The sequence below is a fragment of the Mesorhizobium sp. L-8-3 genome, from assembly GCF_016756615.1.
Taxonomy (GTDB): Bacteria; Pseudomonadota; Alphaproteobacteria; order Rhizobiales; family Rhizobiaceae.
Genome location: NZ_AP023262.1, coordinates 1,607,157 through 1,631,178 on the forward strand (window position 1 = coordinate 1,607,157; position 24,022 = coordinate 1,631,178).

The 24,022-nt window shown below is 65.8% G+C and carries 26 protein-coding genes and 1 pseudogene; 15 read left to right on the forward strand and 12 right to left on the reverse strand.

Annotated elements, in window-relative coordinates:
• Nucleotides 1–5: 5 nt before the first annotated feature.
• The 3 genes from JN302_RS07470 to JN302_RS07480 are packed head-to-tail and all read left to right on the forward strand — an operon-like array spanning nt 6 to nt 3,835.
• Nucleotides 6–1,187, forward strand: a complete 1,182-nt coding sequence (locus tag JN302_RS07470; RefSeq protein WP_202310934.1) for an acetyl-CoA C-acyltransferase — start codon at nt 6–8, stop codon at nt 1,185–1,187.
• Between the two features lie 14 nt (nt 1,188–1,201).
• Nucleotides 1,202–2,818: a class I adenylate-forming enzyme family protein gene (locus JN302_RS07475; RefSeq protein WP_202310936.1), complete on the forward strand. Its 1,617-nt coding sequence runs from the start codon at nt 1,202–1,204 to the stop codon at nt 2,816–2,818.
• Between the two features lie 3 nt (nt 2,819–2,821).
• Nucleotides 2,822–3,835, forward strand: a complete 1,014-nt coding sequence (locus tag JN302_RS07480) for an NADP-dependent oxidoreductase (protein WP_202310938.1) — start codon at nt 2,822–2,824, stop codon at nt 3,833–3,835.
• A gap of 687 nt (nt 3,836–4,522) precedes the next feature.
• On the opposite strand, the gene JN302_RS07485 is transcribed toward JN302_RS07480, so the two are convergent.
• The 3 genes from JN302_RS07485 to JN302_RS07495 all read right to left on the reverse strand — a co-directional run bounded on the left by JN302_RS07485 (nt 4,523) and on the right by JN302_RS07495 (nt 5,844).
• Nucleotides 4,523–4,756 (reverse strand): DUF6429 family protein, encoded by a 234-nt coding sequence (locus tag JN302_RS07485; protein WP_202310939.1) that lies wholly within the window; start codon nt 4,754–4,756, stop codon nt 4,523–4,525.
• 298 nt (nt 4,757–5,054) lie between these two features.
• Complete coding sequence (locus tag JN302_RS39060) at nt 5,055–5,261, reverse strand: hypothetical protein (RefSeq protein ID WP_244846244.1); 207 nt, start codon at nt 5,259–5,261, stop codon at nt 5,055–5,057.
• A 265-nt stretch (nt 5,262–5,526) separates the two neighbouring features.
• Entirely contained in the window at nt 5,527–5,844 is a 318-nt protein-coding gene (locus tag JN302_RS07495) for an ArsR/SmtB family transcription factor (RefSeq protein WP_202310941.1), read from the reverse strand.
• A 240-nt stretch (nt 5,845–6,084) separates the two neighbouring features.
• Between JN302_RS07495 and JN302_RS07500 the strand changes: the two are divergent.
• Nucleotides 6,085–6,296, forward strand: a pseudogene (locus JN302_RS07500) (ATP-binding protein); the annotation flags it as partial.
• 275 nt (nt 6,297–6,571) lie between these two features.
• Here JN302_RS07500 and JN302_RS07505 read toward each other — a convergent pair.
• The 3 genes from JN302_RS07505 to JN302_RS07515 are packed head-to-tail and all read right to left on the reverse strand — an operon-like array spanning nt 6,572 to nt 8,304.
• Nucleotides 6,572–7,342: a YggS family pyridoxal phosphate-dependent enzyme gene (locus JN302_RS07505; protein WP_202332476.1), complete on the reverse strand. Its 771-nt coding sequence runs from the start codon at nt 7,340–7,342 to the stop codon at nt 6,572–6,574.
• A gap of 8 nt (nt 7,343–7,350) precedes the next feature.
• Nucleotides 7,351–8,052, reverse strand: a complete 702-nt coding sequence (locus JN302_RS07510; protein WP_202310943.1) for a glutamine amidotransferase — start codon at nt 8,050–8,052, stop codon at nt 7,351–7,353.
• A gap of 15 nt (nt 8,053–8,067) precedes the next feature.
• A complete protein-coding gene (locus JN302_RS07515; protein WP_202310944.1) occupies nt 8,068–8,304 on the reverse strand; it encodes a thioredoxin family protein in 237 nt (78 codons plus the stop codon).
• A 113-nt stretch (nt 8,305–8,417) separates the two neighbouring features.
• Between JN302_RS07515 and pdxR the strand changes: the two genes are divergently transcribed.
• The 6 genes from pdxR to JN302_RS07545 all read left to right on the forward strand — a co-directional run bounded on the left by pdxR (nt 8,418) and on the right by JN302_RS07545 (nt 12,341).
• Nucleotides 8,418–9,851, forward strand: a complete 1,434-nt coding sequence (gene pdxR, locus JN302_RS07520; RefSeq protein WP_202310945.1) for a MocR-like pyridoxine biosynthesis transcription factor PdxR — start codon at nt 8,418–8,420, stop codon at nt 9,849–9,851.
• A gap of 128 nt (nt 9,852–9,979) precedes the next feature.
• The gene (locus tag JN302_RS07525) at nt 9,980–10,147 is read left to right on the forward strand and encodes a hypothetical protein (protein ID WP_202310946.1); all 168 of its coding nucleotides are present in this window, start codon (nt 9,980–9,982) and stop codon (nt 10,145–10,147) included.
• Nucleotides 10,119–10,760 (forward strand): DJ-1/PfpI family protein, encoded by a 642-nt coding sequence (locus tag JN302_RS07530; protein ID WP_244743058.1) that lies wholly within the window; start codon nt 10,119–10,121, stop codon nt 10,758–10,760. The genes JN302_RS07525 and JN302_RS07530 overlap by 29 nt, the downstream gene beginning before the upstream one ends.
• Nucleotides 10,761–10,816: 56 nt before the next feature.
• Entirely contained in the window at nt 10,817–11,185 is a 369-nt protein-coding gene (locus tag JN302_RS07535; RefSeq protein WP_202310947.1) for a VOC family protein, read from the forward strand.
• A 41-nt stretch (nt 11,186–11,226) separates the two neighbouring features.
• The gene (locus JN302_RS07540) at nt 11,227–11,634 is read left to right on the forward strand and encodes a hypothetical protein (protein ID WP_202332477.1); all 408 of its coding nucleotides are present in this window, start codon (nt 11,227–11,229) and stop codon (nt 11,632–11,634) included.
• Nucleotides 11,631–12,341: a helix-turn-helix transcriptional regulator gene (locus JN302_RS07545; RefSeq protein WP_202310949.1), complete on the forward strand. Its 711-nt coding sequence runs from the start codon at nt 11,631–11,633 to the stop codon at nt 12,339–12,341. Before JN302_RS07540 ends, JN302_RS07545 begins: the two co-directional genes overlap by 4 nt.
• A 107-nt stretch (nt 12,342–12,448) precedes the next feature.
• On the opposite strand, the gene JN302_RS07550 is transcribed toward JN302_RS07545, so the two are convergent.
• Nucleotides 12,449–12,607, reverse strand: a complete 159-nt coding sequence (locus JN302_RS07550; RefSeq protein ID WP_202310950.1) for a hypothetical protein — start codon at nt 12,605–12,607, stop codon at nt 12,449–12,451.
• A gap of 381 nt (nt 12,608–12,988) precedes the next feature.
• Between JN302_RS07550 and purH the strand changes: the two genes are divergently transcribed.
• Together purH and JN302_RS07560 are read left to right on the forward strand one after the other, a co-directional pair.
• The gene (gene purH / locus JN302_RS07555; RefSeq protein ID WP_202310951.1) at nt 12,989–14,605 is read left to right on the forward strand and encodes a bifunctional phosphoribosylaminoimidazolecarboxamide formyltransferase/IMP cyclohydrolase; all 1,617 of its coding nucleotides are present in this window, start codon (nt 12,989–12,991) and stop codon (nt 14,603–14,605) included.
• Nucleotides 14,606–14,864: 259 nt separating this feature from the next.
• On the forward strand, nt 14,865–15,293 hold the full coding sequence (locus tag JN302_RS07560; RefSeq protein WP_244846245.1) for a thermonuclease family protein: 429 nt from the start codon (nt 14,865–14,867) through the stop codon (nt 15,291–15,293).
• 369 nt (nt 15,294–15,662) lie between these two features.
• Here JN302_RS07560 and JN302_RS07565 read toward each other — a convergent pair whose 3' ends face one another.
• Nucleotides 15,663–16,238, reverse strand: coding sequence for a DUF4865 family protein (locus JN302_RS07565; protein ID WP_202310953.1), 576 nt, complete (start codon nt 16,236–16,238; stop codon nt 15,663–15,665).
• Between the two features lie 87 nt (nt 16,239–16,325).
• Here JN302_RS07565 and JN302_RS07570 point away from each other — a divergent pair, with 87 nt between their 5' ends.
• Nucleotides 16,326–17,183, forward strand: a complete 858-nt coding sequence (locus tag JN302_RS07570) for a LysR family transcriptional regulator (RefSeq protein ID WP_202332479.1) — start codon at nt 16,326–16,328, stop codon at nt 17,181–17,183.
• A 47-nt stretch (nt 17,184–17,230) separates the two neighbouring features.
• Here JN302_RS07570 and acs read toward each other — a convergent pair whose 3' ends face one another.
• On the reverse strand, nt 17,231–19,195 hold the full coding sequence (gene acs, locus JN302_RS07575; RefSeq protein ID WP_202310954.1) for an acetate--CoA ligase: 1,965 nt from the start codon (nt 19,193–19,195) through the stop codon (nt 17,231–17,233).
• Between the two features lie 305 nt (nt 19,196–19,500).
• On the opposite strand from acs, the gene JN302_RS07580 reads away from it, so the two are divergent.
• The gene (locus tag JN302_RS07580; protein ID WP_202310955.1) at nt 19,501–19,773 is read left to right on the forward strand and encodes an usg protein; all 273 of its coding nucleotides are present in this window, start codon (nt 19,501–19,503) and stop codon (nt 19,771–19,773) included.
• Nucleotides 19,774–19,915: 142 nt separating this feature from the next.
• Here the strand turns inward: JN302_RS07580 and JN302_RS07585 are convergent, their stop codons facing one another.
• On the reverse strand, nt 19,916–20,950 hold the full coding sequence (locus tag JN302_RS07585) for an aldo/keto reductase (protein ID WP_202310956.1): 1,035 nt from the start codon (nt 20,948–20,950) through the stop codon (nt 19,916–19,918).
• A gap of 32 nt (nt 20,951–20,982) precedes the next feature.
• Nucleotides 20,983–22,167, reverse strand: a complete 1,185-nt coding sequence (locus tag JN302_RS07590) for an MFS transporter (RefSeq protein ID WP_202310957.1) — start codon at nt 22,165–22,167, stop codon at nt 20,983–20,985.
• A 120-nt stretch (nt 22,168–22,287) separates the two neighbouring features.
• Between JN302_RS07590 and JN302_RS07595 the strand changes: the two genes are divergently transcribed.
• On the forward strand, nt 22,288–23,199 hold the full coding sequence (locus JN302_RS07595; RefSeq protein ID WP_202332480.1) for a LysR family transcriptional regulator: 912 nt from the start codon (nt 22,288–22,290) through the stop codon (nt 23,197–23,199).
• A gap of 29 nt (nt 23,200–23,228) precedes the next feature.
• On the opposite strand, the gene JN302_RS07600 is transcribed toward JN302_RS07595, so the two are convergent.
• A complete protein-coding gene (locus JN302_RS07600) occupies nt 23,229–23,891 on the reverse strand; it encodes a YggS family pyridoxal phosphate-dependent enzyme (protein WP_202310959.1) in 663 nt (220 codons plus the stop codon).
• Nucleotides 23,892–24,022: the final 131 nt, after the last annotated feature.

Below are 24,022 nucleotides of genomic sequence, written 5' to 3' on the forward strand. Positions count from 1 at the left end.
GAATCATGCCAGCCGCCGTCATCGTATCCACCGCCCGCACTCCTATCGGCCGCGCCTATCGCGGAGCCTTCAACGCTACCTCAGCGCCCTCGCTTGCGGCGCATGCGATCGGCCATGCAATCCAACGCGCGGGGATAGCGCCGGACGAGGTGGAGGACGTCGTCCTCGGCTGTGCGCAGCAGCAGGGTACCAGCGGCTTCAACGTCGCCCGGCAGGCATTGATCCGGGCGGGATGGCCGGTCCAGGTGGCCGGTACGACCGTCGATCGCCAGTGCGGGTCGGGGCTGCAGGCGATCGCAAACGCCGCGCGTGCCATTGCGCTCGACGGCGTTCCCATCGCGGTCGCCGGCGGCGTGGAATCGATCAGCCTGGTGCAGAACGAGCACTACAATCTCTTCCGCTGGAATGATGAGGACATCCTGCGCGACAAGCCCGCGCTCTACATGCAAATGATCGACACCGCCGAGACCGTCGCGGCGCGCTACGGGATCTCGCGCGAACGACAGGACGCCTACAGCCTCGCCAGCCAGAAGCGCACGGCCGATGCGCAGGCGGCTGGCCGTTTCGACGCCGAGATTGTCCCGATGCAGGCGACGATGTCGGTCGCCGACAAGGCGACAGGAGCCGTGAGCCAGCGCGAGACCGTTCTGTCGAAGGATGAAGGCAACCGCCCTGACACCACGGCCGAGAGCCTTGCCGGGCTCAAGACGGTGCGCCAGGACGGCACCATCACGGCGGGCAATGCCAGCCAGCTGTCGGACGGCGCCAGCGCCTGCGTGCTGATGAGCGAGGCGGAGGCGGAGCGCCGCGGCGCCGAGCCGCTCGGCGTCTTCCGCGGTCTGGCGGTCGCCGGCTGCGAGCCGGACGAGATGGGCATCGGGCCGGTCTTCGCCGTACCGCGCCTGCTCGAACGGCATGGCCTGACGATCGATGACATCGGCATCTGGGAGCTGAACGAGGCGTTTGCGGTGCAGGTCCTCTACTGTCGCGACCGGCTCGGCATTCCCGACGAACTGCTCAATGTCGACGGCGGCGCGATCTCGATCGGCCATCCGTACGGCATGAGCGGCGCCCGGATGGCGGGTCATGTGCTGATCGAAGGCAAGCGCCGCGGGGCGCGCTACGGCGTCGTCACCATGTGCATCGGCGGCGGAATGGGGGCTGCCGGTCTGTTCGAGATATTGTAGCGAGAGGCGCAGCGATGACCACGCAGGCCGACACGACCGAACTCTCAGGCGAGCCCGACTGGTACGCGGAGGGCTCATGGCGTTCCGAACCATTGTGGGCGAGCTTTGTCTCCGCCGCGCAGGGGCCGGGCCGAGCCGCCACGGTGCGGGAAGGCGACCATGTCCTGACATTGCCCGAACTCCTGGCGCGTGCGCAGCGCATAGCCGGAGGCCTTGCTGCGGCAGGCGTCCGGCCGGGTGCCGCCGTCATCGTCCAAGCGCGCAATTCGATCGATGCCTTTGCCTCGCTGCTTGCCTGCTATTCCCAAGGCTTCGTCTCGATTCCGCTGCCGCCGATGTTCTCGCCCGCGCAGATCTGCGCCGTGGCCGACAGCGCTGCGGCGGAGGCGCTGATCCTGCTTGAGGACAACACCGGCCCGACGATCACGCACGTGCTCGCCAATTCGCCAACGGTGAAAGCGGCCTTCGTCGTGGATGCCGATAGCGCGGGCGATCATGCCAAAGTTCGTCCGTGGACGAACTGTCTCGCCGCTGCGCCCCTGGCCGCAAATCCGCCGTCGCCCGACGCGGACGCGATCGTGCTCTACTCCTCGGGTTCGACCGGGGCGCCGAAGGGCGTCGTCCACAGCGGGAATTCGCTGCGCTTCGCGGCCGAGGCACTGGCCAGGTTCCACAAGGTCGGCCCTTCGGACCGGGTGCTCGTCGCCCTGGAGTTCGGCTTCGTCGGCGGCACCGTGCTGGGCGCGATGCTGGCCTTCCTCGCCGGGGCTTCCACCGTGCTCATGCGCAAATGGGATGTCGAAACCTGCCTCTCCATCATCGAGCGCGAACGCATCACCTACACGCTGCTGATGCCGACACACTGCTACGACGCGCTGATCCGGGACGACCTCGACAGCTTCGATCTCAGCTCGCTCAGCCGCGCGATCCTGGCGGGCGCAAGCGCCGATCAGCGGCGCAAGGCGGCAGGCCTGTTCTGCGGCGTGCCGCTCCCGATGTACGGCATGTCGGAATCGATGGGACATTGCACGTGCGCACCCGGCGACGCCGACTCCGGCCTGTTCGGCTCGGACGGCCGCACGCTGCCGGGAACCGAGATGAAAGTGCTCGACGAACATGGCCGGCCGGTTGGGCCGGGCGAGGTCGGCAACGTCTTCCTGCGGGGGCCCAACCGCCTGCGGCGATATCAGGCGCGACCCGATCTCACGGCGCGGGCAATCGATCCGGAGGGCTGGTTCGCGACCGGCGACCGCGGCCGGCTCGACGGGGGCGGCTTCCTGACCTTCGTCGCGCGCGCGTCCGAGATGATCCGGCGCGGTGGCATCATGATCCAGCCGGCGGAGATCGAACTGGCGCTGGGCACGCATCCGGCGATCGCGGAACTCTCCGTCGTCGGCGTCCCGGACGACCGGCTGGGCGAGCGGGTCTGCGCCTGCGCGCGGCTGAAGCCCGGCCATGCGCTCGATCTAGAGGAAATTCGCGCGCATCTGCAGAGAGCTGGCCTGCCACGCTATCAGTGGCCGGAGTTCCTGCTGCTGTTCGAAGCTTTCCCGCGCACGCCGTCGCTAAAAGTGCGCCGTGCCGACCTAGCCGCCGAGGCGCGGTCCCGCCTTGTGGCCGAGAAAGACTGACCGATGAATATCGCGGCCGTGCGATCTGCGACGCACGTCAGGCTTGCCGCGAGGCCTCTGGGTCAGCCGAGGCGCGAGGATTTTCATATCGCCACAGCCCCTATCGCTATTCCAAACGAGGGCGAGATCCTTGTGGAGACGACCTATCTTTCGCTCGATCCGGCGTTGCGGCCTCGCATGAACGAGGTCTCGGCCTACGCCGGGGCCGTTCCGCTCAACGCCACTATCCCGTCGCCGGCCTTGGGTGTGGTGCTGGAATCGCGCAGTCCGCTGCACCGGCCCGGCGACCATGTGTTCGGCATGTTCGGCTGGCAGAGCCATGCCACCGTGCAGGGTTCGGAGGCGCGGCGCATCGATCCGGAACGCGCGGCGCTGCCGCGGTGGCTGAGTCTGCTCGGTCTATCATCCTTCACCGCCTATGTCGGCCTGGTCGAACTGGGCCGCCCAAAGCCGGGCGAGACAGTGGTGGTTTCGGCCGCGGCCGGCGCGACCGGGGCCGCGGTTGGCCAGATCGCAAAGATCCTGGGCGCTCGTGCGGTCGGTATAGCCGGGGGAGCCGCAAAATGTCGCGCCGTCGTCGATGCCTATGGTTTCGATGCATGCGTCGACTACAAGGCGGCGGATTTCCTGGAGCAGCTCGATGCCGCATGTCCTGACGGGGTAGATGTCGGCTTCGAGAATGTGGGCGGCGACATCCTGCGCGCCGTCTACGACCGCATGAATCAGGACGGGCGCGTGATCGTCTGCGGTCTGGTCTCGGAATACAGCCGCGACGACGGCTTCCTGCCTGGTCCCAGCCTCTGGCCCGCCGTCTACAAATCGCTGCGGATCGAAGGCTTCCGGGCTTCCCGCTATTTCGACCGGATTCCGGAGTTCGTGTGCAAGGCGCTGGAATGGTCGCAAGCTGGCCTGTTCACGCACTGCGAACATATCACCGAGGGGATCGAGAACGCTCCCCAAGCCTTCATCGACATGTTGGCCGGGCGCCATTTCGGCAAGGCGATGGTCAAGATCTGAGTCACATATCTCACGGCTTCGAGAGTTCGTTGTTTGGCAAGAGCAAACGCAGGGTCGCGTGCGAGAAGAAGGTCAGGCAAGGCAGAGAAGCCCTGCGGCCGCGTCTGGATGCCACAAACCCCCATGGCCCACGATGGGCCGCGCGCGGTCGAACAAGCCCTCGAAGTCCTTCGTCTTCCAGGTGGCTATCCGCGAGGATCGACGATCCCAAGCAGCGTCCCATAGGCGCGATGGGTGGGTTTTACCACAACCGCGGGCACTCGCCGCACAAGGGGGTGTGAGCTGCTGAGGATTGACGGGCACGAGTGAGGTATCAGTGCCCATTTCTGGTCTGAAATGGCGGAGCGGGAGGGATTCGAACTGGACTTACGTCGAAAAGCTAGGCCGCTAACCGCGGAACAGCCACCTCAACCAATCGCAGGAATCGGGTGTTGCGAGTCCCCGCAACCAAACCGATCGCAAACGGCCCGCCTTCCCGGCGGGCCGTTTGCGTTTGAACTGGTCGATAGGTGTTCCTGCGGTAAGCCTACGGTGGCGCGCTCGCGGAACGTCGCACCATCGTCCCGTCGACGGTTTCGCAGCGGATTGTCGAATCGCGGAAAAGGTGTAGCGCACCCGGTCCCGATCGGACAGGAAGCACGGCAAGGCAAGGCACAGGTCCTGCCTGCGACGCTGCCCGCCAAGCGCTTATGGCGCCGGCCGCGTGAACAGCATGCGGAACAACTCCTCCGAACGCCGCAGGCCTTCGTCGGTCAGAACCACCGACTTCGCCTTGTTTGCCGGATTCATGATCAACCCCTTCTCGTACAAGCGATCCAGGACGTCCCAATCCAGCCCCCTCCAGGCGCGCCTGTCATCATGCAACGTCAACCAAAGCAGACCCAGGGCCGCATCATCGATTCTGTCGTTGTCGATCTCCATGCAAACCCTCTACGCGAAAAGCGGTGCCGCCCGCAGCCCTCGCCGGATGTTCGCCCAAATCCTGGCAACTCGGCAGCGCAGAATATTCCAGCAGCCCAGGCCATACCAGCGGTCGATGAAATCGGCCGCCGGAGGCGACGAAGGTGCGTTCGCGCCCCTTTGGCTCGAAAGCCGGGCAGGCAGGATGGGCCACATGTCCCGGAACGAGCGCTGAGAATCATCCGGGCGCGGCCGGATAGGCCAAGCCTGGTCCTGGACGCGGCATGTCAGCTCAGCGTCCTCGCGTCATCCCTGTCGATCAACTGTTTTCTGCCGCTGCATGGTAAGCCGCCAGCAGGTTGCCCCAGCCGCGTTCGGACTCGAAGACTTCGCGCGCCGTCCCGGCCTCCTCGCCCATGTTTTCGAGGAGCCGGTGCTCGAGGTCGACCCGAGTGCTCTCGCCGCCGAGCGCGGTGAAGCGAACATCGACCTCCGTCAACAGATTGGGATCGAACTGCCAGTTCATGCCGATCCGCCAGGCAAGAAGCACCCGCGTCGGAGGCTCCCTGCCAGCACCTCGCCCCACTGGCACTCGCTGCCGTCCTCGCCGATCTCATACCAGCGCCCGCCGGTCCTCTGCTCCATGATCGCGTTCTTGATCGGCGACTTTCCGATCGAATGCGTGGCCGGCCACTATCGGCCGAACCCTGCGGTGAACACATCGAAGGCGCGCGCGATCGGCGCGTCGACCGTCACGGATTTCTTCACAGGCGCCGGCTTGATCACGACAGTCATGGCTTCTCCTCCTGAGTCAGGTTGATTTCCCGTTGGAAGGCTTCCAGGGCATCGCCCCACATGCGGTCGATCCATGCACGCATCAGCCCAAGTCCATGCGGGTCGAGGTGATAGATATTGCTGGCCCCGCGCGCCTCGGCCCGAACGAGGGTGGCTTCCCGGAGCACCTTGAGGTGCTGCGAGACTGCCGGCTGCGACACCGGCAGCAGGTGGGTCAGTTCCGCGACCGAACGCGGTCTCTCTGCGAGCAGTTCAAAAACCCTGCGCCTTGTGGGGTCGGCCAGCGCCACCATGCCTGCATAATCATAATTCATAGCTTATGATAAGCACATACTTATTATGTGCGCAAGGCGTATATGAGAGTCCTGATATATGTATGGTTCCCGCGCGGAAATATACCGAGCCAGGGGATTGATATATCAGAACCGGGCCGCATATCCTCGCCCGACGCGGGGCGCTTCCGCCCTATCGCGGCTTCCTTCCCTGCTCGACTCTTTTGCGATCTTTTGGCCGCCACGGCCTCGAAGGGACGCGTCATGTCGAGCGCCGCGCACCTCCTGGAAATCATCGAGGACCGGTACGAGAGGCGGTCCACCATCGTCACCAGCCAGGTGCCCGTCGATCACTGGTACGACATGATCGACATCCGACCATTGCCGATGCCATTCTCGACCGCCTCGTGCACAACGCTTACCGCATCGAACTCAGCGGCGAGGGCATGCGAAAGCGGCGCTCCGCGACCACTGCGGAAACGACCCTGGCTTGACCGCGAACTGCGTTCCGGCCAAAACTCCAAACGGCCCATAGGCACGCCGACTGTCCGGCTTCAGATCGGAATCACCGTCCAGCATCACTGGAATACGCGCTCAGCCCAAGGCTTTCTATTTCCAGTCAGTGGACAGCGTCCAAGCCGATCAAAGGAAGCAGAAGGAGCGGTGGAGCCGGGCACCCGCCGGAATGGCCAATGAGCCGTGATCGCGCGCCCCGCGCAGGCTGGGCCGCTCGTCCGTTCTGACCGCGCCGCGCACCTGCCCCGGTCCGTCAGGCCTTGACGACCGCCGGAAAGGCATCGGGCCAGTAGTGGGAGTCCGGCAGCTGCCTCGCCCCGAACACCGCCTGGCCCACACGCACGGTCGTCGCGCCCTCCTCGATGGCAATCTCGAAATCCCCGGACATGCCCATGGAGAGTTCGGCGAGCGCCCCACTCTGCGGCGCGTCCTGCCGGGCCCGGTCGCGGACGGCGCGCAGCACACGAAAACAGCGGCGCACCTCATCCAAGTCAGGCGTGAAGCGCGCCAGCGTCATGAAGCCGCGTGGGCGAAGCGCGTCGAAGCGGGCGAGATCGGAAAGGAAGCCCGGTACCTCTTCCGGCGCGAGGCCGTATTTGCTGGCCTCGCCGGACGTGTTCACCTGAACCAGAACGTCGAGCCCGCGGCCGAGATGCTGCAGGCGCTTCTCCAGCGCCACGGCGAGCGACAGCCGGTCGAGCGACTGTACCTCGTCGGAAAAACGCAGCACGTCCTTGACCTTGTTGCTCTGCAGATGGCCGATCATGCTCCAGCGGACGCGCTCGCCGGCGAGCGCTTCGGCCTTGCCCCATCCTTCCTGGACCTTGTTCTCGCCGAGATCCCGCTGGCCGGCGGCAATCGCTTCGCGCACCCGCTCGGGCGGCACGGTCTTGGTCACGAGGACCAGCCGCACCGCGTCGGGAGTGCGGCCTGAGCGCGCCGCCGCATCGCCGATCCGGCCACGCAGCCTGGTCAGATTGTCGGCAATGCTGCTCATGGCTTTATTTCCGTCGTCCTTCCGCATCGCCCGTTTCAGGCATCCAGCCCTTCGAGCCATTCCGTGAACATGGCGCGCGCCGCCTTGCGCAGCGCGGGACCGAAACGGGCCGCATCGGCGCGGATGGTGCGTGGGTCGATGCCTGATGCCGCAAGCTCGGCCGCGTGGCCGATCAGCCAGCGCTCCAGGCCCGTGCAAGCCTGCGCCTCGGCATGGAACTGCAGGGCAAGTACGTTTGGGCCCAGCGCGAAGGCCTGGTTCGCACAGGCAGCCGTCGCCGCGAGATGAGACGCTCCGTCGGGGATGGCGAAGGCATCGCCGTGCCAGTGCAGCACCGCGGTGCCTTCGAGATGCCGAAGCGGACCGGCGCTACCCGCCGCCGTCAGGGCAAGCTCCGAAAAGCCGATTTCCTTGAGGCTGGTGGGCGCCACCCGGGCGCCGAGCGCCGCGGCGATCAGCTGGGCGCCCAGGCAGATGCCGAAGGTCGGGCGTCCGGCGGCGAGCCGCATTGCCAGCATGTCCTTCTCGAGGTCGAGGAAAGGATAGGCGTCGGCGTCATAGACCCCGACCGGGCCGCCAAGCACCACGAGCAGGTCCGGCCTCAGCGGATCGATGGCCGACAGATCGACCACGCCGACGTCGTGATAAAGAAGCTTGTAGCCTGCCCCGGCCAGGACCGCCTCAAGCGTGCCGAGATCCTCGAAATGGACGTGCCTGATCGCTACCGCCGTCTTCATCGCTCGCCCCTGCCGTCAGCGCAGCGCCGACAGGTCCGCCCCGTGATTGATGTGATAGAAATTGCCGTCGATCACGAAGGCCGGAACCGACCTGACGCCGGCCGCCTGCGCCTCGGCGATGCGTGTCTTGTCCTGCCCGAGATGGACCACATCGACATCGTAGAATTTGCTGTCCAGTGCGGTGGCAAAACGGCGTTCCGCATCGACGCAGACGGCACAACCAGCATGGTGGAAGACGGCTTTCTCGGCCATTTCAAATCCTCCTTGGGTTTTCCGCGGCGGGCTTGCCGCGGCACAGGCAACATGCGATAGCCCTTCGCCGGCTGGTCCAAAAGGTCCGGTTTCGCCAAACGAGGTAGGCCGGTTTGATCAGGGGCAATGCCATCGCGATCGAGCTGAAGGGAGACGGCAGGCAGGCCGTGTTCCTCGAGCTCGCCGCCGCGATCGTGACCGAAATCGAGCGGGGCCGGCTGAAGCCGGGCGATCCGCTCCCCGGGACGCGTGGGCTGGCGAGAAGCCTTGGTCTCAATCGCAATACGGTGGACGCCGCCTATCACGAGCTTCTCATGCAAGGTTGGCTGGTCGCCGAACCGTCGCGTGGCACCTTCGTCGCGCATGACCTGCCCGAGCTGAGCGCGGCTGCGGGGCGCGGGCGCCGCGCGGTCCCAGTGGAAACAAGGGCCACGACGCCGAGGCCGACGATCAACTTCTGCGACGGGTCGCCCGATCCGAGGCTGCTTCCATCGGCGGATCTCGCCCGGGCGTTTCGTCGGGCGCTCGCCGCACCGGCTTTCCTCGCAGCCGGGTCCTATGGCGATGTCAGGGGCAGCCCTGCGCTCCGGCAGGCCCTGGCCGGCTATCTTGGGGATGAGCGCGGGCTCGTCATCTCGGCCGACGAGGTGCTGGTCACGCGCGGCAGCCAGATGGCGCTCTTTCTCGCGGCCAGTGCCGCCCTGGAGCCCGGGCAGACGATCGCCGTCGAAGTCCCGGGCTATCCGCTGGCCTGGGCGGCATTCCGCGCCGCCGGGGCACGGATCGTCGGAATTCCGGTCGACGGCGGCGGCCTCGATATCGGGCGGCTGTCGGAGCTTGCGCTGAGTGAGCCGGGGCTGAAGGCCGTCTACGCCACGCCGCATCACCAGTATCCGACCACGGTGACGCTCGGCGCCGGCCGTCGGCTGAAGCTGATGGAGATCGCCCGTCGCCATGGCCTCACCGTCATCGAGGACGACTATGACCACGAATACCGCTTCGACGGTCGTCCCGTCCTGCCGCTCGCCGCACGTGCGGACCAGGAGCTTCGCGTGGTCTATGTCGGCTCGCTTTCCAAATTGCTCGCACCAGGCATAAGGGTCGGCTACGCGGTGGCGAGCGGTGCCCTCCTGCAGCGCATGGCGGATCGGCGCGAGGCGATCGACCGGCAGGGCGACCAGCCGCTGGAACAGGCGCTCGCCGCGCTGATCGAGGATGGAACGATGCGCCGGCATGCGCGCAAGGCGCGGCGCATCTATGCCGAGCGGCGGGCCTGTCTGGCCGGGCTGCTGACGGAGGCGCTCGGCGACAAGGTGTCCTTCACAGTTCCCGCCGGCGGTCTGGCGCTCTGGCTGCGGCTGGAGCAAGGCCTGAGCGCCGAGAGCTGGGCGGGCAAGGCTGCAGCGCTCGGCCTCTCCGTCATGCCGGGCATCCGCTTCGCTCTCGATCCGGCCAATCCGCCGGAAGCCTTCCGCGTCGGTTTCGGCAGCCTGAACGCAACTGAGCTGAAGCACGCCGTCGAGCTGCTCGCAAGCGCCTGTCCCTGAGCCGCGTCTCCCGAAGGAGTGCAGCGGTTCCGGGAAATGACATGGGCGCGCGGGGCCTGTCAGCTCCTGACAGACTGCTGTCAGGAGCGGTGTGCGATAGTGCTGCCGTAACGTCAGGGAGACTTGTCATGAACGCTTTGAATCCGATCGGGATCGCCCGCGACTATTTCCACCGGATAAGGCGGATGCGCGAGGAGATTCGCACCGAGCAGCTCATCAGCTCGCTGCCCAGGGAAATCCGCAAAGACATCGGCTGGCCAGACGCCTATGCCGCCCGTCGCGCACGGCGCGCCTGAGCGGAACGGGATGCCGGCCATGGCGTCGAAGACAATCGGCTTCGTCTTCATCGATCGCTTCGCCGATTGGGAATACGGTCTGCTGGCCGCGTCCGCGGTCGAGTGGTTCGGCGCCAGCACCCTTTCGCTTTCGCCTTCCGGAGAGCAGGTGGTGTCGGCGAGCGGTTTCCGCCTCGTCCCGGACCTGTGTCTCGATGCCGGCGAGAATCGCGATCTCGACGCAATCGCGGTGGTGGGCTCCGAACTGTGGCCGACCGCCGAGGCGCCCGACATATCGGCGCTTATCAAGGCCGTCGTCGCGCGCGGCGGAGTCGTCGGCGGTATCTGTGCCGGCACCCTGCCGCTGGCGCGCGCCGGCCTGTTCGCCGCGGCCCGCCACACCAGCAACGGTCGTTCCTGGCTACTGGAGAAGCTACCGGGCTATGCGGGCGCCGCGCTATACCAGGACGTGCCGCATGCCGTCGCCGACAGGAACGTGGTGTCTGCGCCCGGTTCCGCACCTGGAACCTTTGCGCATCGATATCTTGAGACGCTGTTTCCGGAAGAAGAAGCGCAGCTCGCGCACATGCCGACCATCTTTGCCAGGGAGTACGTCTCCCGCCAATCCTCCTGACAGAATGCTGTCAGGAGAATCATGCGACAGATGCAGTCCGAAGAGGAGACCATGCGATGACGTCATACGTGCCCGCCCGCGCATCGGCCTGGTTCGAGATACCGGTGCGCGACCTCGATCGGGCGCGCGCGTTCTACGGCGCCGTGCTGCAGACCGAGATCCCCGTCATCGAGGGTGATCCCAATCCGATCGCCATCTTTCCGAGCGAGGACGAGAAACTGGCCGGTCATCTCTATCCGGGCAAGCCGGCCGGGGACGGGACGGGGCCCACGGTCCACCTTTTCGTCGCCGCGCCGCTCGAGAGCGCCATGGAACGCGTGAAGGAGAATGGCGGCCAGGTGGTTTCGCCGATCCTTGCTGTGCCTTCAGGCAGTTTCGTCTATTGTATCGACCCCGACGGCAACAGCTTCGGGTTGTTCGTCTGAGCGGCGGAGCCGGATTCCGGCCGAAGTCGAAGGCTTGGACCATGAAAAGCTGGACCGAAAAGTTCAACGCGCCGGCCCGTGTAGAGATCAAGCCGGTGCCGATGAGCATCGCCGGCATGAAGGCGGGCGAGATCATGCTCGTGCCCACGCCGAAACTGGTCGACGAGTTCATGCGCTCCATTCCGCGGGGTAGCCATGTCGACGTCAAGGCCATGCGCAAGATGCTGGCCGAGCGTCACGATACCGAGGTGACCTGCCCGATCTACACCGGCTACCATCTGCGGACCGTCGCGGAGGCCGCGCATGAGGCTCTTGAGCGCGGCGCGCCTCTCGAAGATATCACGCCATTCTGGCGCGTGCTCGACGCCGCCACACCGACAACCGGGCGTCTCTCCTTCGGTGCCGAGTTCGTGCATCAGAGACGCCGTGAAGAGGGCCTGCCCGCATGAGACGCGCCGACCGGCTGTTCCAGATCGTCCAGCATCTGCGTGGCGGGCGCCTCGTCACTGCGCAGAAGCTCGGTGTGTGGTTGGAGGTTTCCGAACGCACGATCTATCGCGACATCGCCGATCTCCAATCCACCGGAGTGCCGATCGATGGCGAAGCGGGCGTAGGCTACATGATGAGGGAGGGTTTCGACCTTCCGCCGCTTATGTTCACAAGGGATGAGATCGTCGCCCTGGTCGCCGGCGCCCGCATGGTGCGCGCTTTCGGAGGGGCTGCAATGGCGCGCGCCGCCGAGGAGGCGCTGGTCAAGATCGGCGCGGTCCTGCCGGACGCCGAGAAGGACCGTATCGCCCGCACCGAGATCCACACGCCGATGTGGGTGGTGACCGACGCCGATCGCGAGGCCATCGACCTGATCGAACGGGCCGTCGAGAAACGCGACGTGCTGGAACTCGACTACAGCGACGAGGCAGGGCGCGGCACGGCCCGCGAGGTGCGGCCGCTCGGCCTGTGGTTCTGGGGTAAGGTCTGGACGCTGATCGCCTGGTGCGAAATGCGTAATGATTTCCGGGCCTTCCGCATCGACCGCATCGGTTCGGTCAAATGCGCCGGACGCACCTTCCGCCCGGAGCGCGGCAAGATGCTCGCGGACTATTATCGCAGCCTAGAGCGGGGCGAGGGGCCTGATCAGGCGCAGCGCCGCACCTAGCGTTGCGCCCTTCCTATCCTGCGAGGCCGGGCGACCCTTCGCCGGTCGGGAGAGAAGCGCACAGTCGACACGACCTCCGGCCGTTGGTGTGAGGGGCGGCACGACGGTCAAAGGTTGGAACCTATCGCATCACTTCTTGCTGCCCCGCCTGCTTTTCCATTGACGACAGGGCCGGCCTCGCCGATTTTCTGACGGATCATTTCAACTTCGAAAAGTGCGTCCGGCCAGTCCGTTGAAGTTCGTTTGACGGCGACGAGTATCATCATTCGTCGATGGCTCGCGCGCCGCCGAAAAACAGGCTTGTCCTGTAAATTCCCAGTTTTTTACAGGACGACGCGGGTCTGTCAGTCCGGGTATCGCATTATCGCGTCTTTAAAACGAGGCATGAATGCGCCGTGGTGAACCACGGGGAAAGCGATCCGAACACGATGCGGTGGCGTTGGAAAGGCTCAATCTGGCGGCGCATTCAAAATGCCCTTGGCTTTCTCCGTTTCGCTTCGGCCGTTCATGTGTTAGGCCGCGCGCGAAGGCTGGAGCGTGGCGTGTTCATCGGAGAGCACAATGGGCGCTCCAGCGGTTTGAAGCCACGCATCGCGCCTTCCGAACCCTGGTTCTCGGGCCGATACGGTATATAGGGGAACTCCGCCATGGCGGTCGCATCGAAGAACATTCCCGCGCCCGATCTCGTTCCGGTCCGCCGTGCGCTTCTGTCGGTCTCCGACAAGACCGGCCTCGTCGAATTTGCTGCCGCTCTTTCTCATGCCGGCGTCGAGTTGGTCTCCACCGGCGGCACGGCGAAGGCGATCGCCGCGGCCGGCATTGCGGTGAGCGACGTGTCGGAACTGACGGGTTTTCCGGAGATCATGGACGGCAGGGTCAAGACGCTGCATCCTTCCGTCCATGGCGCTTTGCTCGGGGTACGGGGCGACCCCGACCATGTCGCGGCCATGAACGAGCACGGCATCGCGCCGATCGACCTCGTGATCGTCAATCTCTATCCCTTCGAGGAGGTGCGCCATTCGGGCGCCGACTATGCCTCGGTCGTCGAAAACATCGATATCGGCGGGCCGGCCATGCTGCGCGCCGCCGCCAAGAACCATGCCTATGTCGCGGTCGTCACCGATCCCGAGGACTATGCGTCCGTCGTCAACGCGCTGGAGATGAACTTCGGCAGCCTGTCGCTCGACTTCCGCAAGAGGCTGGCGGCCAAGGCCTTTGCCCGCACCGCCGCTTATGACGCGGCGATATCGGGCTGGTTCGCCGAGGCGCTCGACGTCGAGCACCCGACCTGGCGGGCCTTCGCGGGCAAGCTGGACAATGTCATGCGTTATGGTGAGAACCCGCACCAGCAGGCGGGTTTCTATGTCACGGGCGAGAAGCGGCCGGGCGTTGCCACGGCCAGGCAATTGCAGGGCAAGCAACTCTCCTACAACAACATCAACGACACCGACGCCGCCTACGAACTCGTGGGTGAGTTCGATCCCTCGGCGGCCGCCGCGGTCGCGATCATCAAGCATGCCAATCCCTGCGGCGTCGCCGAAGGCGAATCGCTGGTGGAGGCCTACCGGAAGGCGCTGCGCTGCGACCCGGTCTCGGCCTTCGGGGGCATCGTCGCCGTCAACCGCCTGCTCGACGCCGAGGCTGCCGAAGAGATCGTGAAGGTCTTCACCGAAGTCATCATCGCGCCGGAGGCGAGCGAGGAAGCGCAGGCGATCATCGCCGCGAAGAAGAACCTGCGCCTCCTCCTCACCGGCGGCCTGCCCGATCCGCGCGCTCCCGGCATGACGGTGAAGTCGGTGGCCGGCGGGCTCCTCGTGCAGTCGCGCGACAATGCCGTGGTCGATGGTATCGACCTCAAGGTGGTTACGCGCCGGGCACCGACTGCGGCCGAGATGGCCGACCTGAAGTTCGCCTTCCGCGTGGCCAAGCATGTCAAGTCGAACGCCATCGTCTACGCCAAAGGCGGCGCGACCGTCGGCATCGGCGCCGGTCAGATGAGCCGCGTCGATTCCTCGCGCATCGCAGCGCGCAAGGCGGACGACGCCACCAAGGCGGCGGGTCTCGGCGAGTCCCTCGCAAAGGAATCCGTCGTCGCTTCCGACGCCTTCTTCCCCTTCGCTGACGGGCTGTTGTCGGCGATCGAGGCCGGCGCGACGGCAGTCATCCAGCCCGGCGGCTCGATGCGCGACGACGAGGTGATCGCGGCAGCGGACGAACACGGCATCGCCATGGTCTTCACCGGAGTCCGCCACTTCCGGCATTGAAGGCATGGCTCTTCGGAGCGCGCAGCCGTTTGATGATGAAGAGCTCAATCCAGAACCCGCGCCGGGTCGCGTGAATCCCGTTCCTGACGGAGCTCTTTGAGCAGCGGGCCGCCCGACATTCGCAACGCGCTTTGAAGCACCGCGGAATGGTCGCTGCGGGATGGTGAGCTGCGGTTCCACTCGCAGCATTGCCTGATCCGTCATATAGGAATAAAATCCTTGAATGGCGGCGAACACGCGGCGGCTGGAGACGAGAAGAATGGTCGCTGCGGCGGCCGCCCTCGTCGCGTTACACGTCCCGGCCGAGGCTGCGCGGCGCAGGCCGTTCCCGGGACCGGTCGAGGCCACCGTCATCGAGGTCATCGACGGTGACACCTTCCTGGCGGAAGCGCATGTCTGGCCGGGCCATTCCGTGACGGTGAATATCCGCATCCGCGGCATCGACGCGCCGGAGATGAAGGCCCGCTGCAGCAAGGAACGTGAGGCGGCACTGCTGGCCCGCGACGAACTCAACGCTCTGATCACTGGCGCATCGATCCGGCTCAGCAATATCGGCGGCGCCAAATATTACGGGCGCGTTCTGGCGGACGTCGCGACGCAGGATGGTCTCTCCGTCGGCCCGGCCCTGCTCGCCCGGGCGCTGGTGCGCCCCTATAGCGGCGGCAAGCGCGGCGGCTGGTGCCGCTGACCGCGATTGCTGCTGCGGGTCGCGTGCCCGATATGTCGCCGGTTCGATCCCGGGAAAGAGAAAGGCCGCCGCTTCATTCCCGAAGCCGGCGGCCTTTCCGTGTTTTCGTCCGTGGCGCGGCCGTCAGCCGTGATCTGCCTCGATCACTGACCGCGCGTCATGCTCTGTTTCAGGAAGGCTGCTTCCCGAAAGGGCAATCCGCTGAGGCCACGTTCTGGAAAACGAAATCACTCGACATCGGATCACCTCCTTTCGATCTGTTGGACACACCAGCAACTTGGGATGTCCGAGCGTCTTGCGCAAGACCAAAAGACACGGCTGCAACGGTGACCCTTCCATTGTTCGGGTGGAACGTCGGATCGATTTCGTTCACGCGGCCGCAAGCAAAGCCGGCATGCCCGGCTTCGCCAGATGCAGGACCTCATGGACAAGGCCGTTTCCCGGCCGATCGACGGCCTGGGCCGACAGCAGGAAACGTGACAGCCGCCATGACGAGAAATCGATCGCGGTGATGGCGGCGAATGTGCCGGCGCGACGCGCAAGGGCCATGTTACGCTCGCCTTCGGCGTGCCTGACGGCGGCAATATCCGCTCCGGCATCGATCGGCAGGTCCTCGCGGTGCAGCGCCGAAGCCTCGCAAGCGCGGCCGAGATGCAGGGCGAACGGAAGCCAGGTCTCGATCGCGGGGCGCCCGAACGTCCCGGTCACCGCCTTGAAACGATCGTCGGCGATGAAGTCGACCGCGGCCTCGTCCTCGAGCCAGAGATAAAGCGAGGCATAACTGTTGCCGACCGCGCCACGATTGCCGCGCTCCTGTGCGAGGAACACCTTGAAGCCCAGGCCTTTCGTATCGTCCCACGTCTTGCCGAGCAGACCGGCACGTTCGCGGATGCGGCCCATCTCGTAATCGGCAGGCAGCCGGTGGGTGTATTGCATCATGAACATCGGAACCTCCATCGCTGGACGAAGCATTGCCGAGTGCCATGAATTATGAAAGCATATGACTGGATATATCAGAAATAAGAAATTGGAATGATTGGCCCGGCGCTCGACATCGATACCGTCCGTGCATTCGTCCTGGTCGCCGATCTCCGCAGCTTCACGCGCGCGGCCGAAGCCATGGAGACGTCGCAGGCCGCGGTCAGCCTGAAGCTCAAGCGGCTGGAGGAGCGGCTCGACTGCCGGCTGCTTGAACGTACGCCGCGCCAGGTCCGCCTCTCCGGCCATGGCGGCGTGTTCCTGCCGGCCGCGCGGCAACTGCTTGACACGCATGACCGCGCCCTGACGGGCCTTGCCGGCAGGCCGCCGGCAAGGCTGAAGCTCGGGATCAGCGACCATGTCGCCGGGCCGGAACTGCCTTCTCTGCTCGGCCGGATGAACGCCCATGATCCGACGTTGGTCCTGGAGATCAGGGTGGCTGCGTCGAACGAGCTCATCGGCCTTCACGACCGCGGCGATCTCGACGCCGTCATCGTCAGGCGCGGCGACGGACGGGCGGACGGCGAGAAGCTGCTCGCCGAGCCGTTCGGCTGGTATGCCTCGCCGGCGTTCCGGCACATGCCGGGCGAGCCCCTGCGGCTTGCGTCGCTGGCGGCGCCCTGCGGCATAAGGGCGATGGCACTGAACGCCCTCGACGGCGCCGGCCTCGCCTGGACGGAGGTCTTCGTCGGCGGCGGTGTGCTGGCACTGGGGGCGGCCGTCACGGCCGGCCTCGCCGTGGCCGCTTTGGCGCGGCGGGTCGCGCCGCCAGGATCGGTTGAGGTGGGAGCCGAATTCGGCCTGCCGCTTTTGCCTGAAGTCGACATCATGCTGCATGCCCGACTGGCCGACCGACGATCGCGCGACATGGTGAAGACGCTGTCGGCCGCCTTCCGGAGCCTTGCGGCATGAAAGCAACAACCGGCCGGCGCCGATAGGCAGCCGGCCGGCGGATGTCGTCAGGCGGCGGCCGCCTTCTTGTTCTGACGGTTGGCGACGAGGTCGTCGACCACGGCCGGATCGGCGAGGGTCGAGGTGTCGCCCAGCGAGCCGAAATCGTCCTCGGCGATCTTTCTCAGGATGCGGCGCATGATCTTGCCCGAGCGTGTCTTCGGCAGGCCGGGCGCGAACTGGATCTTGTCGGGCGCGGCGATCGCGCCGATCTCCTTGCGGACATGGGCGATCAGCTCCTTGCGCAATTCTTCCGACCATTTGACGCCGGACATCAGCGTGACATAGCAATAGATGCCCTGGCCCTTGACGTCGTGCGGATAGCCCACCACGGCGGCCTCCGACACCTTGTCATGGCTGACGAGGGCGGATTCCACTTCGGCCGTGCCCATGCGATGGCCCGACACGTTGATGACGTCGTCGACGCGGCCGGTGATCCAGTAGTAGCCGTCCTCGTCGCGTCGGCAGCCGTCGCCGGTGAAGTATTTGCCCCTGTAGGTCGAGAAATAGGTCTGCACAAAGCGCTGATGGTCGCCATAGACCGTGCGCATCTGGCCCGGCCAGGAGTCGACAATGCAGAGATTGCCGTCGGCGGCACCGTCCAGCACCTTGCCGTCATTGTCGACCAGCTGCGGCTTCACGCCGAAGAACGGCCGCGTGGCCGAGCCCGCCTTCAGATCGGTGGCGCCGGGCAGCGGGGTGATCAGGATGCCGCCGGTCTCGGTCTGCCACCAGGTGTCGACGATGGGGCATTTCTTCTCGCCGACGACGTTGAAATACCATTCCCAGGCTTCCGGGTTGATCGGCTCGCCCACCGTGCCCAGCACGCGAAGGCTCTTGCGCGAGGTCTTCTTCACATGCTGGTCGCCGACGCCCATCAGCGCGCGGATTGCGGTCGGGGCCGTGTAGAAGATGTTGACCTTGTGCTTGTCGATCACCTCCCAGAAGCGGGCGGGCGACGGATAGTTCGGCACGCCTTCGAACATCAGGGTGGTGGCGCCGTTTGCGAGCGGCCCGTAGAGGATGTAGCTGTGGCCGGTCACCCATCCGACATCGGCCGTGCACCAGTAGATGTCTCCATCGCGGTAGTCGAAGACATATTGGTGCGTCATCGAGGCATAGACCAGATAGCCGCCCGTCGTGTGCAGCACGCCCTTGGGCTTGCCGGTCGAGCCCGAGGTGTAGAGGATGAACAGCGGGTCCTCCGCCTTCATCTTCTCGGGTTTGCAGTCCGCTTTCACGCTGGCCACCTCGTCGTGGTACCAGAGATCGCGGCCCGGAGCCCACGCGACCTTGCCGCCAGTGCGGCGCACCACGAGCACGTTCTTGACCAACCAGCCCATCTTCGCCGCGATGTCGATGGCCTTGTCGGTGTTCTCCTTGAGCGGGATCGGCCGGCCGCCGCGCAGGCCCTCGTCGGCGGTGATCACGAAGGTCGACTGGCAGTCCTCTATGCGCCCGGCGAGCGAATCCGGCGAGAAACCGCCAAAGACGACGGAATGCACGGCGCCGATGCGGGAGCAGGCAAGCATCGCGTAGGCCGTCTCGGGGATCATCGGCATGTAGATGGTGACGCGGTCGCCTTTCTTGACCCCGTGCTTCTTCAGCACATTGGCCAGGCGGCACACATGCTCATGGAGCTCCTTGTAGGTGATCTTCTTGTCGTCATAAGGGTTGTCGCCTTCCCATATGATGGCGGTCTGGTCGCCGCGTTTCTTGAGATGGCGGTCGATGCAGTTCTGGGAGACGTTGAGCTGGCCGTCCTCGAACCATTTGATCGAGACCTTGCCGTCGAAGGAGGTGTTCTTGACCTTGGTGTAGGGCTTGATCCAGTCGATGCGCTTGCCGTGCTTGCCCCAGAACTTGTCCGGGTTCTTGATGCTGTCGGCATACCATTTCAGATAGGTCTCATTGTCGATCAGCGCGTCTTTCTTCCAAGCCGGCTGGACACGGTGGACACGAACCTCGGACATCTGTTTTCTCCCCGGAATCGCCCGGGCCGTTGCAGCCCGGCTGCGCCGTTCGGCGGCGCGTCGGGGCGCATTATTATCAATTCGCGCCCGGTCACAATATTAGACGTTCGATTCGGCGTGGCGGGATGACGCAGGGTCTGCCCGCGGTTCATCAAGGGTGGTGTCAGCACTCAGCGGGCGCTGCTGCTGGCAAGATGTTGTTTTCAAAGGCGAAACCTATTGCCAAACAAGGCGTTTCAATAGACGATTAACAATCGCGGCGCACACTTCCATCGGGAGGAAGGACCGAGCGCCGGAGGAACGCGATGCCTGACAAGCGCGAGATCGAGCTGATGCTCGAAGGGTATGGGCTGACGACGGCCAGGATTCTCTACCATTTTCCTGACCACCCCCATCTGCTGCAGACCTTTGTGTGGCAGGACTACGATCTGGCGCCGAAGTTCCCTGCGCTGATCGGCTTCATCGAATTCTGGAAGGCCAAGCTGGAGGGCCCGCTCCATTCAGTGACCTACACGCACCGCCGGCTGATCGCTCCCAATGAGTGGCGCAAGGTCGACGGCGAGTTCGTCCTGCACTGAGGCGGCCACGGCGCGCCTTCGCGCGCCGTGAACTTGATCGATCCTTCGCCACATCCCGGATGTTCCGGCGGCGGCCCGATCACGGCATCGAGCCGGAAGCGGGTGAGGCCGCGTTGCTCCGAAATCGCGAGCGTCTTGAGTTCTACACGGCCGGCGGGTTGAGCCGCGCAAAGCCCTCCTGCCGGCGGTAGGGGAAGTAGGGATAAGGCGCCGTCACCGTGCTTGCCGCATCGAGTCGGGCAATCTGATCAGGGGTAAGCGACCAGCCGACGGCGCCGAGGTTCTGCCGGAGTTGCGTCTCGTCGCGCGCGCCGATGATCACCGAGGAGACGGTCGGCCTCTGGAGAAGCCAGTTGATCGCGATCTGCGGGACGGCCCTGCCGGTTTCCGCCGCAATCGCATCCAGCACATCGACCACGTCGAACAGCAAGGCCTCGTCGACGGGCGGACCGAAATCGGCGGTCTGGTGAAGGCGGCTCCCCTTGGGCAGTTCCTGACCCCGGCGCAGCCTGCCTGTCAGGCGACCCCAGCCGAGGGGACTCCATACGAGTGCGCCGACACCCTGGTCGAGGCCCAGCGGCATCAGTTCCCATTCGTAGTCGCGGCCGACCAGGGAATAATAGACCTGGTTCGCGACGTAACGCGGATAGCCGTGGCGCTCCGCTGCTGCGAGCGACTTCATCAACTGCCAGCCTGAGAAGTTGGAGACGCCTGTGTAACGCAGCTTGCCTGATGAGACGAGGTCGCCGAGGGTCGACAGAACCTCCTCGACCGCAGTTCCGGCGTCGAAGGCATGCAGTTGCAAAAGGTCGATGTAGTCGGTGCCGAGCCGCCGCAGCGCGTCCTCGACAGCGCGGATCAGGCGGGAGCGGGAGGAGCCGGCGTCGTTGGGGCCATCGCCCATCGGCAGTGAGGTCTTGGTCGAGATCAGCACTGCGTCGCGCCGGCCCTTGATGGCCTGGCCGAGCACTTCCTCGGAAGCGCCGTTCGAATAGACGTCCGCCGTGTCGAAGAGGTTGACGCCGGCTTCGAGGCAGATGTCGATCAGACGGCGGGCTTCGCTGGCGTCGGTGTTGCCCCAGGCGCCGAACAGCGGGCCGGTTCCGCCGAAGGTTCCCGCGCCGAAGCTGAGAACGGGGACTTTCAGACCGGATGCGCCAAGACGTCGATATTCCATGATTGAGTTCCTTCTTCGGTTGGGAGGCGGATTCAGGGGCATGAGACCGCGGGCGCCGCGACGACGGAGCCGCGCTCGAGGCGAAGCGTGAGCGAGGCCAAAGCGAGGCTGAGGAGCGGGGCGACCGCGGCAATCAACGGGACCGCGCCGAGGCCCGGGCCGTGGTCGATGACGAGGCCGCCGAGCAGGGCACCGGCCGCATTGCCGAGATTGAAGGCGGCGATGTTCAGGCTGGAGGCGAGCGCCTGGCCGGCGCCCGCGGCCTTCTCCAGCACCCAGATCTGGAGCGGCGGAACCGTTGCGAAGCCGGCTGCGCCAAGCAGGCCGACGAAGACCACGGCTGCGACGCGGTCATGCATGGCGACGGTCATGCCGGCCAGCACGACTGCGAGCATGCCCAGGCTCCCGAGCAGTGTCGGCACGAGCCGGCGATCGGCCAGCCTGCCGCCGACGAGATTGCCGGCGACGAGGCCAGCGCCGAAGACCAGCAGGATCGGCGAGACGGCAGCCGCGGGGAAGCCGGCGATCTCGGTCAGCATCGGCGCGATATAGGTGAAGGCGGCAAACACGCCGACCCAGCTCAGCACGGTGGTCGAGAGGCCGAGAAGCACCTGCGGGCGTGACAGCACCGCCAGGTCCGAACGCCAGTTGCCCCCTTCCTCGGCTCTCGCGGTGCCGCGCGGCACGAAGAGGGCGATCACGGCCACGGCTACCAGGCCGACGGCGGTGACGGCCCAGAAGGTCGACCGCCAGCCATGGGCCTGGCCGAGCCAGGTGCCGAGCGGAACGCCGAGTATGTTGGCGACGGTCAGGCCGGTGAACATGACGGCGATCGCCGAGGCGCGCTTGTCGGCCGGAACGAGGCTCGTCGCCACGACGGAGCCGACGCCGAAGAACGTGCCGTGGGCAAAGGCGGTCAGCACCCGCGCTGCCATCAGCGGCCAATAGCCGGGGGCCAGCGCACAGGCCAGGTTACCCAGGGTGAAGACCAGCATCAGCACGATCAGCGTGGTCTTGCGCGGCCAGCGCGCGGTGGCCACCGTCATCAGCGGCGCGCCGACCACGACGCCCAGCGCATAGCCTGATATCAGCATGCCGGCGGCGGGGATCGAGACGCCGAGATCGGCGCCGACCTCGATCAGCAATCCCATGATGACGAATTCGGTGACGCCGATGCCGAAGGCGCCGGCGGTGAGGGCATAGAGGGCGAGAGGCATGGACGGTCCCCGTGATTGGCTGTGCGCTCCGCTCGTCGCGGTCCGGGCCTCAAGATCGGCATGCGGGGTGGCCGGCAACACCCTTGCGGCGCTCACATGATTTATGAGATCAATTCACGAATGGCGCGCCTCGACATCAACCGCTCCGGCGAGATCGAAGTCTTCGTCCGCGTGGTGGACCGGGGCACCTTGTCCGCAGCGGCCGAGACGCTCGACATGACGCCCTCGGCGGTCAGCAAGCTGATCGGCCGTCTTGAAGACAGGCTCGGCGCGCGCCTGCTCAACCGCACGACCCGCAAGTTGCGGCTGACCCCGGAGGGCGCCGCCTTCTACGAAAGCGGCGTGCGCATCCTGGGCGAGATCGAGGCGGCCGAACGCGAAGCGGCGGCCGGCGCGGTGCCGCGCGGCCGGCTGCGGGTGAACTGCAACGTGCCTTTCGGTCAGCATTATCTGATGCCGCTGATCCCGGCCTTCCTTGCGGCGCATCCCGAGATCGCGGTCGACATCTCGCTCACCGACAGGGTGGTCGATCTCCTGGAGGAACGGGCCGACGTCGCGATCCGGGCCGGCCCGTTGCGCGATTCGCGCCTGGTCGCGCGGAAACTATGGCAGAGCCGGATGGTGCTGGTCGCCGCGCCCGCTTATCTGGAGAAGCGCGGGGCTCCGCATTCGCCGGTAGATCTGGCGGGTCACAACTGCCTCGATTTCTGCTTTTCGCGGCTGATCGAAGGCTGGCCGTTCCGAGAGGCCGATGGGAGGGCCCTGGTTTTCCATCCGCAAGGCAACGCGCTTGTCAGCGACGGCGAGGCGATGCGGCTCGCCGCACTGTCAGGCCTGGGTCTCGCCCGGCTGTCGCGTTTCCATATCGCGCGCGACATCGCCGCGGGGTCGCTGGTTCCGGTGCTGGAGGAATTCAACCCCGGCGACGAGGAAGCGCTCCATGCCATCTATGTCGGCCAGGGAGGGCATCTGCCGGCCCGCGTGCGCGCCTTCCTCGATTTCCTCGCCGCGCATGTCAATGCACCGGGATAGGGGATGGAGTGCCCGGCTGCGCCAGGCGCTCAGCGGGCACCGAAGATCGCCGTGCCGACACGCACGCTGGTGGCGCCGAAGGCGATGGCCGTCTGATAGTCGCCGGACATTCCCATCGACAGCCGCTCCACGCCGGCCTCGCGCGCGAGATTTTCGAGCAGCGCAAAATGCGGTCCGGGGTTGTCCTCGAAGGGCGGTAGGCACATCAGTCCGTCTACGGCAAGGCCATGGACCTCGCGGCAGCGCCTGACGAAAGCGACCGCCTCGCGCGGGTCGACGCCGGCCTTCTGCGGCTCGGAGCCGGTATTGACCTGCACATAGAGCCGCGGCGCCTTGCTCTGCCGGCGAATTTCCCTGGCGAGTTCGGCAGCGATCTTCTCCCGGTCGACAGTCTCCACGACGTCGAAGAGCGCAACCGCCTCCTTCGCCTTGTTGGATTGCAGCGGTCCGATAAGGTGGAGTTCGACATCGGCGAATTCGGCCTTGAGCGCCGGCCATTTGCCCTGAGCCTCCTGCACCCGGTTCTCGCCGAAGACGCGCTGGCCCGCCTCGAGCACCGGGCGGATGGCGTCGGCGTCGAAAGTCTTGGAGACGGCGACCAGCGTCACCGAGCCGGCCGCGCGGCTGGCCTCGCGTTCGGCGGCTGCGATATTGTCCCTGACCTGCCCCAGCCGCGTCACTGCGTCGTTCATGCCCTGATCCTGCCGTCTTGCCATGCGTGATTTTGGCGCCGGAGACGCCCTTTCGGTTGACGGGTCCGGTAATCCATGGTGAAGACCCCAACCGAGCTCTCGACCGCGCGGCGCGCGCCTAGCGGTTTTTC

Coding starts and splice junctions, on each gene's coding strand:
- JN302_RS07600 (WP_202310959.1), bottom strand. CDS start 23,891: ATGAACGACGCAGTGACGCGGCTGGGGCAGGTCAGGGACAATATCGCA.
- JN302_RS07485 (WP_202310939.1), bottom strand. CDS start 4,756: ATGGAGATCGACAACGACAGAATCGATGATGCGGCCCTGGGTCTGCTT.
- JN302_RS39060 (WP_244846244.1), bottom strand. CDS start 5,261: ATGAACTGGCAGTTCGATCCCAATCTGTTGACGGAGGTCGATGTTCGC.
- JN302_RS07470 (WP_202310934.1), top strand. CDS start 6: ATGCCAGCCGCCGTCATCGTATCCACCGCCCGCACTCCTATCGGCCGC.
- JN302_RS07585 (WP_202310956.1), bottom strand. CDS start 20,950: ATGGAATATCGACGTCTTGGCGCATCCGGTCTGAAAGTCCCCGTTCTC.
- JN302_RS07580 (WP_202310955.1), top strand. CDS start 19,501: ATGCCTGACAAGCGCGAGATCGAGCTGATGCTCGAAGGGTATGGGCTG.
- JN302_RS07570 (WP_202332479.1), top strand. CDS start 16,326: ATGATTGGCCCGGCGCTCGACATCGATACCGTCCGTGCATTCGTCCTG.
- JN302_RS07525 (WP_202310946.1), top strand. CDS start 9,980: ATGAACGCTTTGAATCCGATCGGGATCGCCCGCGACTATTTCCACCGG.
- JN302_RS07560 (WP_244846245.1), top strand. CDS start 14,865: ATGGTCGCTGCGGCGGCCGCCCTCGTCGCGTTACACGTCCCGGCCGAG.
- JN302_RS07495 (WP_202310941.1), bottom strand. CDS start 5,844: ATGAATTATGATTATGCAGGCATGGTGGCGCTGGCCGACCCCACAAGG.
- JN302_RS07505 (WP_202332476.1), bottom strand. CDS start 7,342: ATGCGGAAGGACGACGGAAATAAAGCCATGAGCAGCATTGCCGACAAT.
- JN302_RS07480 (WP_202310938.1), top strand. CDS start 2,822: ATGAATATCGCGGCCGTGCGATCTGCGACGCACGTCAGGCTTGCCGCG.
- JN302_RS07545 (WP_202310949.1), top strand. CDS start 11,631: ATGAGACGCGCCGACCGGCTGTTCCAGATCGTCCAGCATCTGCGTGGC.
- JN302_RS07540 (WP_202332477.1), top strand. CDS start 11,227: ATGAAAAGCTGGACCGAAAAGTTCAACGCGCCGGCCCGTGTAGAGATC.
- JN302_RS07590 (WP_202310957.1), bottom strand. CDS start 22,167: ATGCCTCTCGCCCTCTATGCCCTCACCGCCGGCGCCTTCGGCATCGGC.
- purH (WP_202310951.1), top strand. CDS start 12,989: ATGGCGGTCGCATCGAAGAACATTCCCGCGCCCGATCTCGTTCCGGTC.
- JN302_RS07595 (WP_202332480.1), top strand. CDS start 22,288: ATGGCGCGCCTCGACATCAACCGCTCCGGCGAGATCGAAGTCTTCGTC.
- JN302_RS07530 (WP_244743058.1), top strand. CDS start 10,119: ATGCCGCCCGTCGCGCACGGCGCGCCTGAGCGGAACGGGATGCCGGCC.
- JN302_RS07550 (WP_202310950.1), bottom strand. CDS start 12,607: ATGATGATACTCGTCGCCGTCAAACGAACTTCAACGGACTGGCCGGAC.
- JN302_RS07565 (WP_202310953.1), bottom strand. CDS start 16,238: ATGTTCATGATGCAATACACCCACCGGCTGCCTGCCGATTACGAGATG.
- acs (WP_202310954.1), bottom strand. CDS start 19,195: ATGTCCGAGGTTCGTGTCCACCGTGTCCAGCCGGCTTGGAAGAAAGAC.
- JN302_RS07510 (WP_202310943.1), bottom strand. CDS start 8,052: ATGAAGACGGCGGTAGCGATCAGGCACGTCCATTTCGAGGATCTCGGC.
- JN302_RS07515 (WP_202310944.1), bottom strand. CDS start 8,304: ATGGCCGAGAAAGCCGTCTTCCACCATGCTGGTTGTGCCGTCTGCGTC.
- JN302_RS07535 (WP_202310947.1), top strand. CDS start 10,817: ATGACGTCATACGTGCCCGCCCGCGCATCGGCCTGGTTCGAGATACCG.
- JN302_RS07475 (WP_202310936.1), top strand. CDS start 1,202: ATGACCACGCAGGCCGACACGACCGAACTCTCAGGCGAGCCCGACTGG.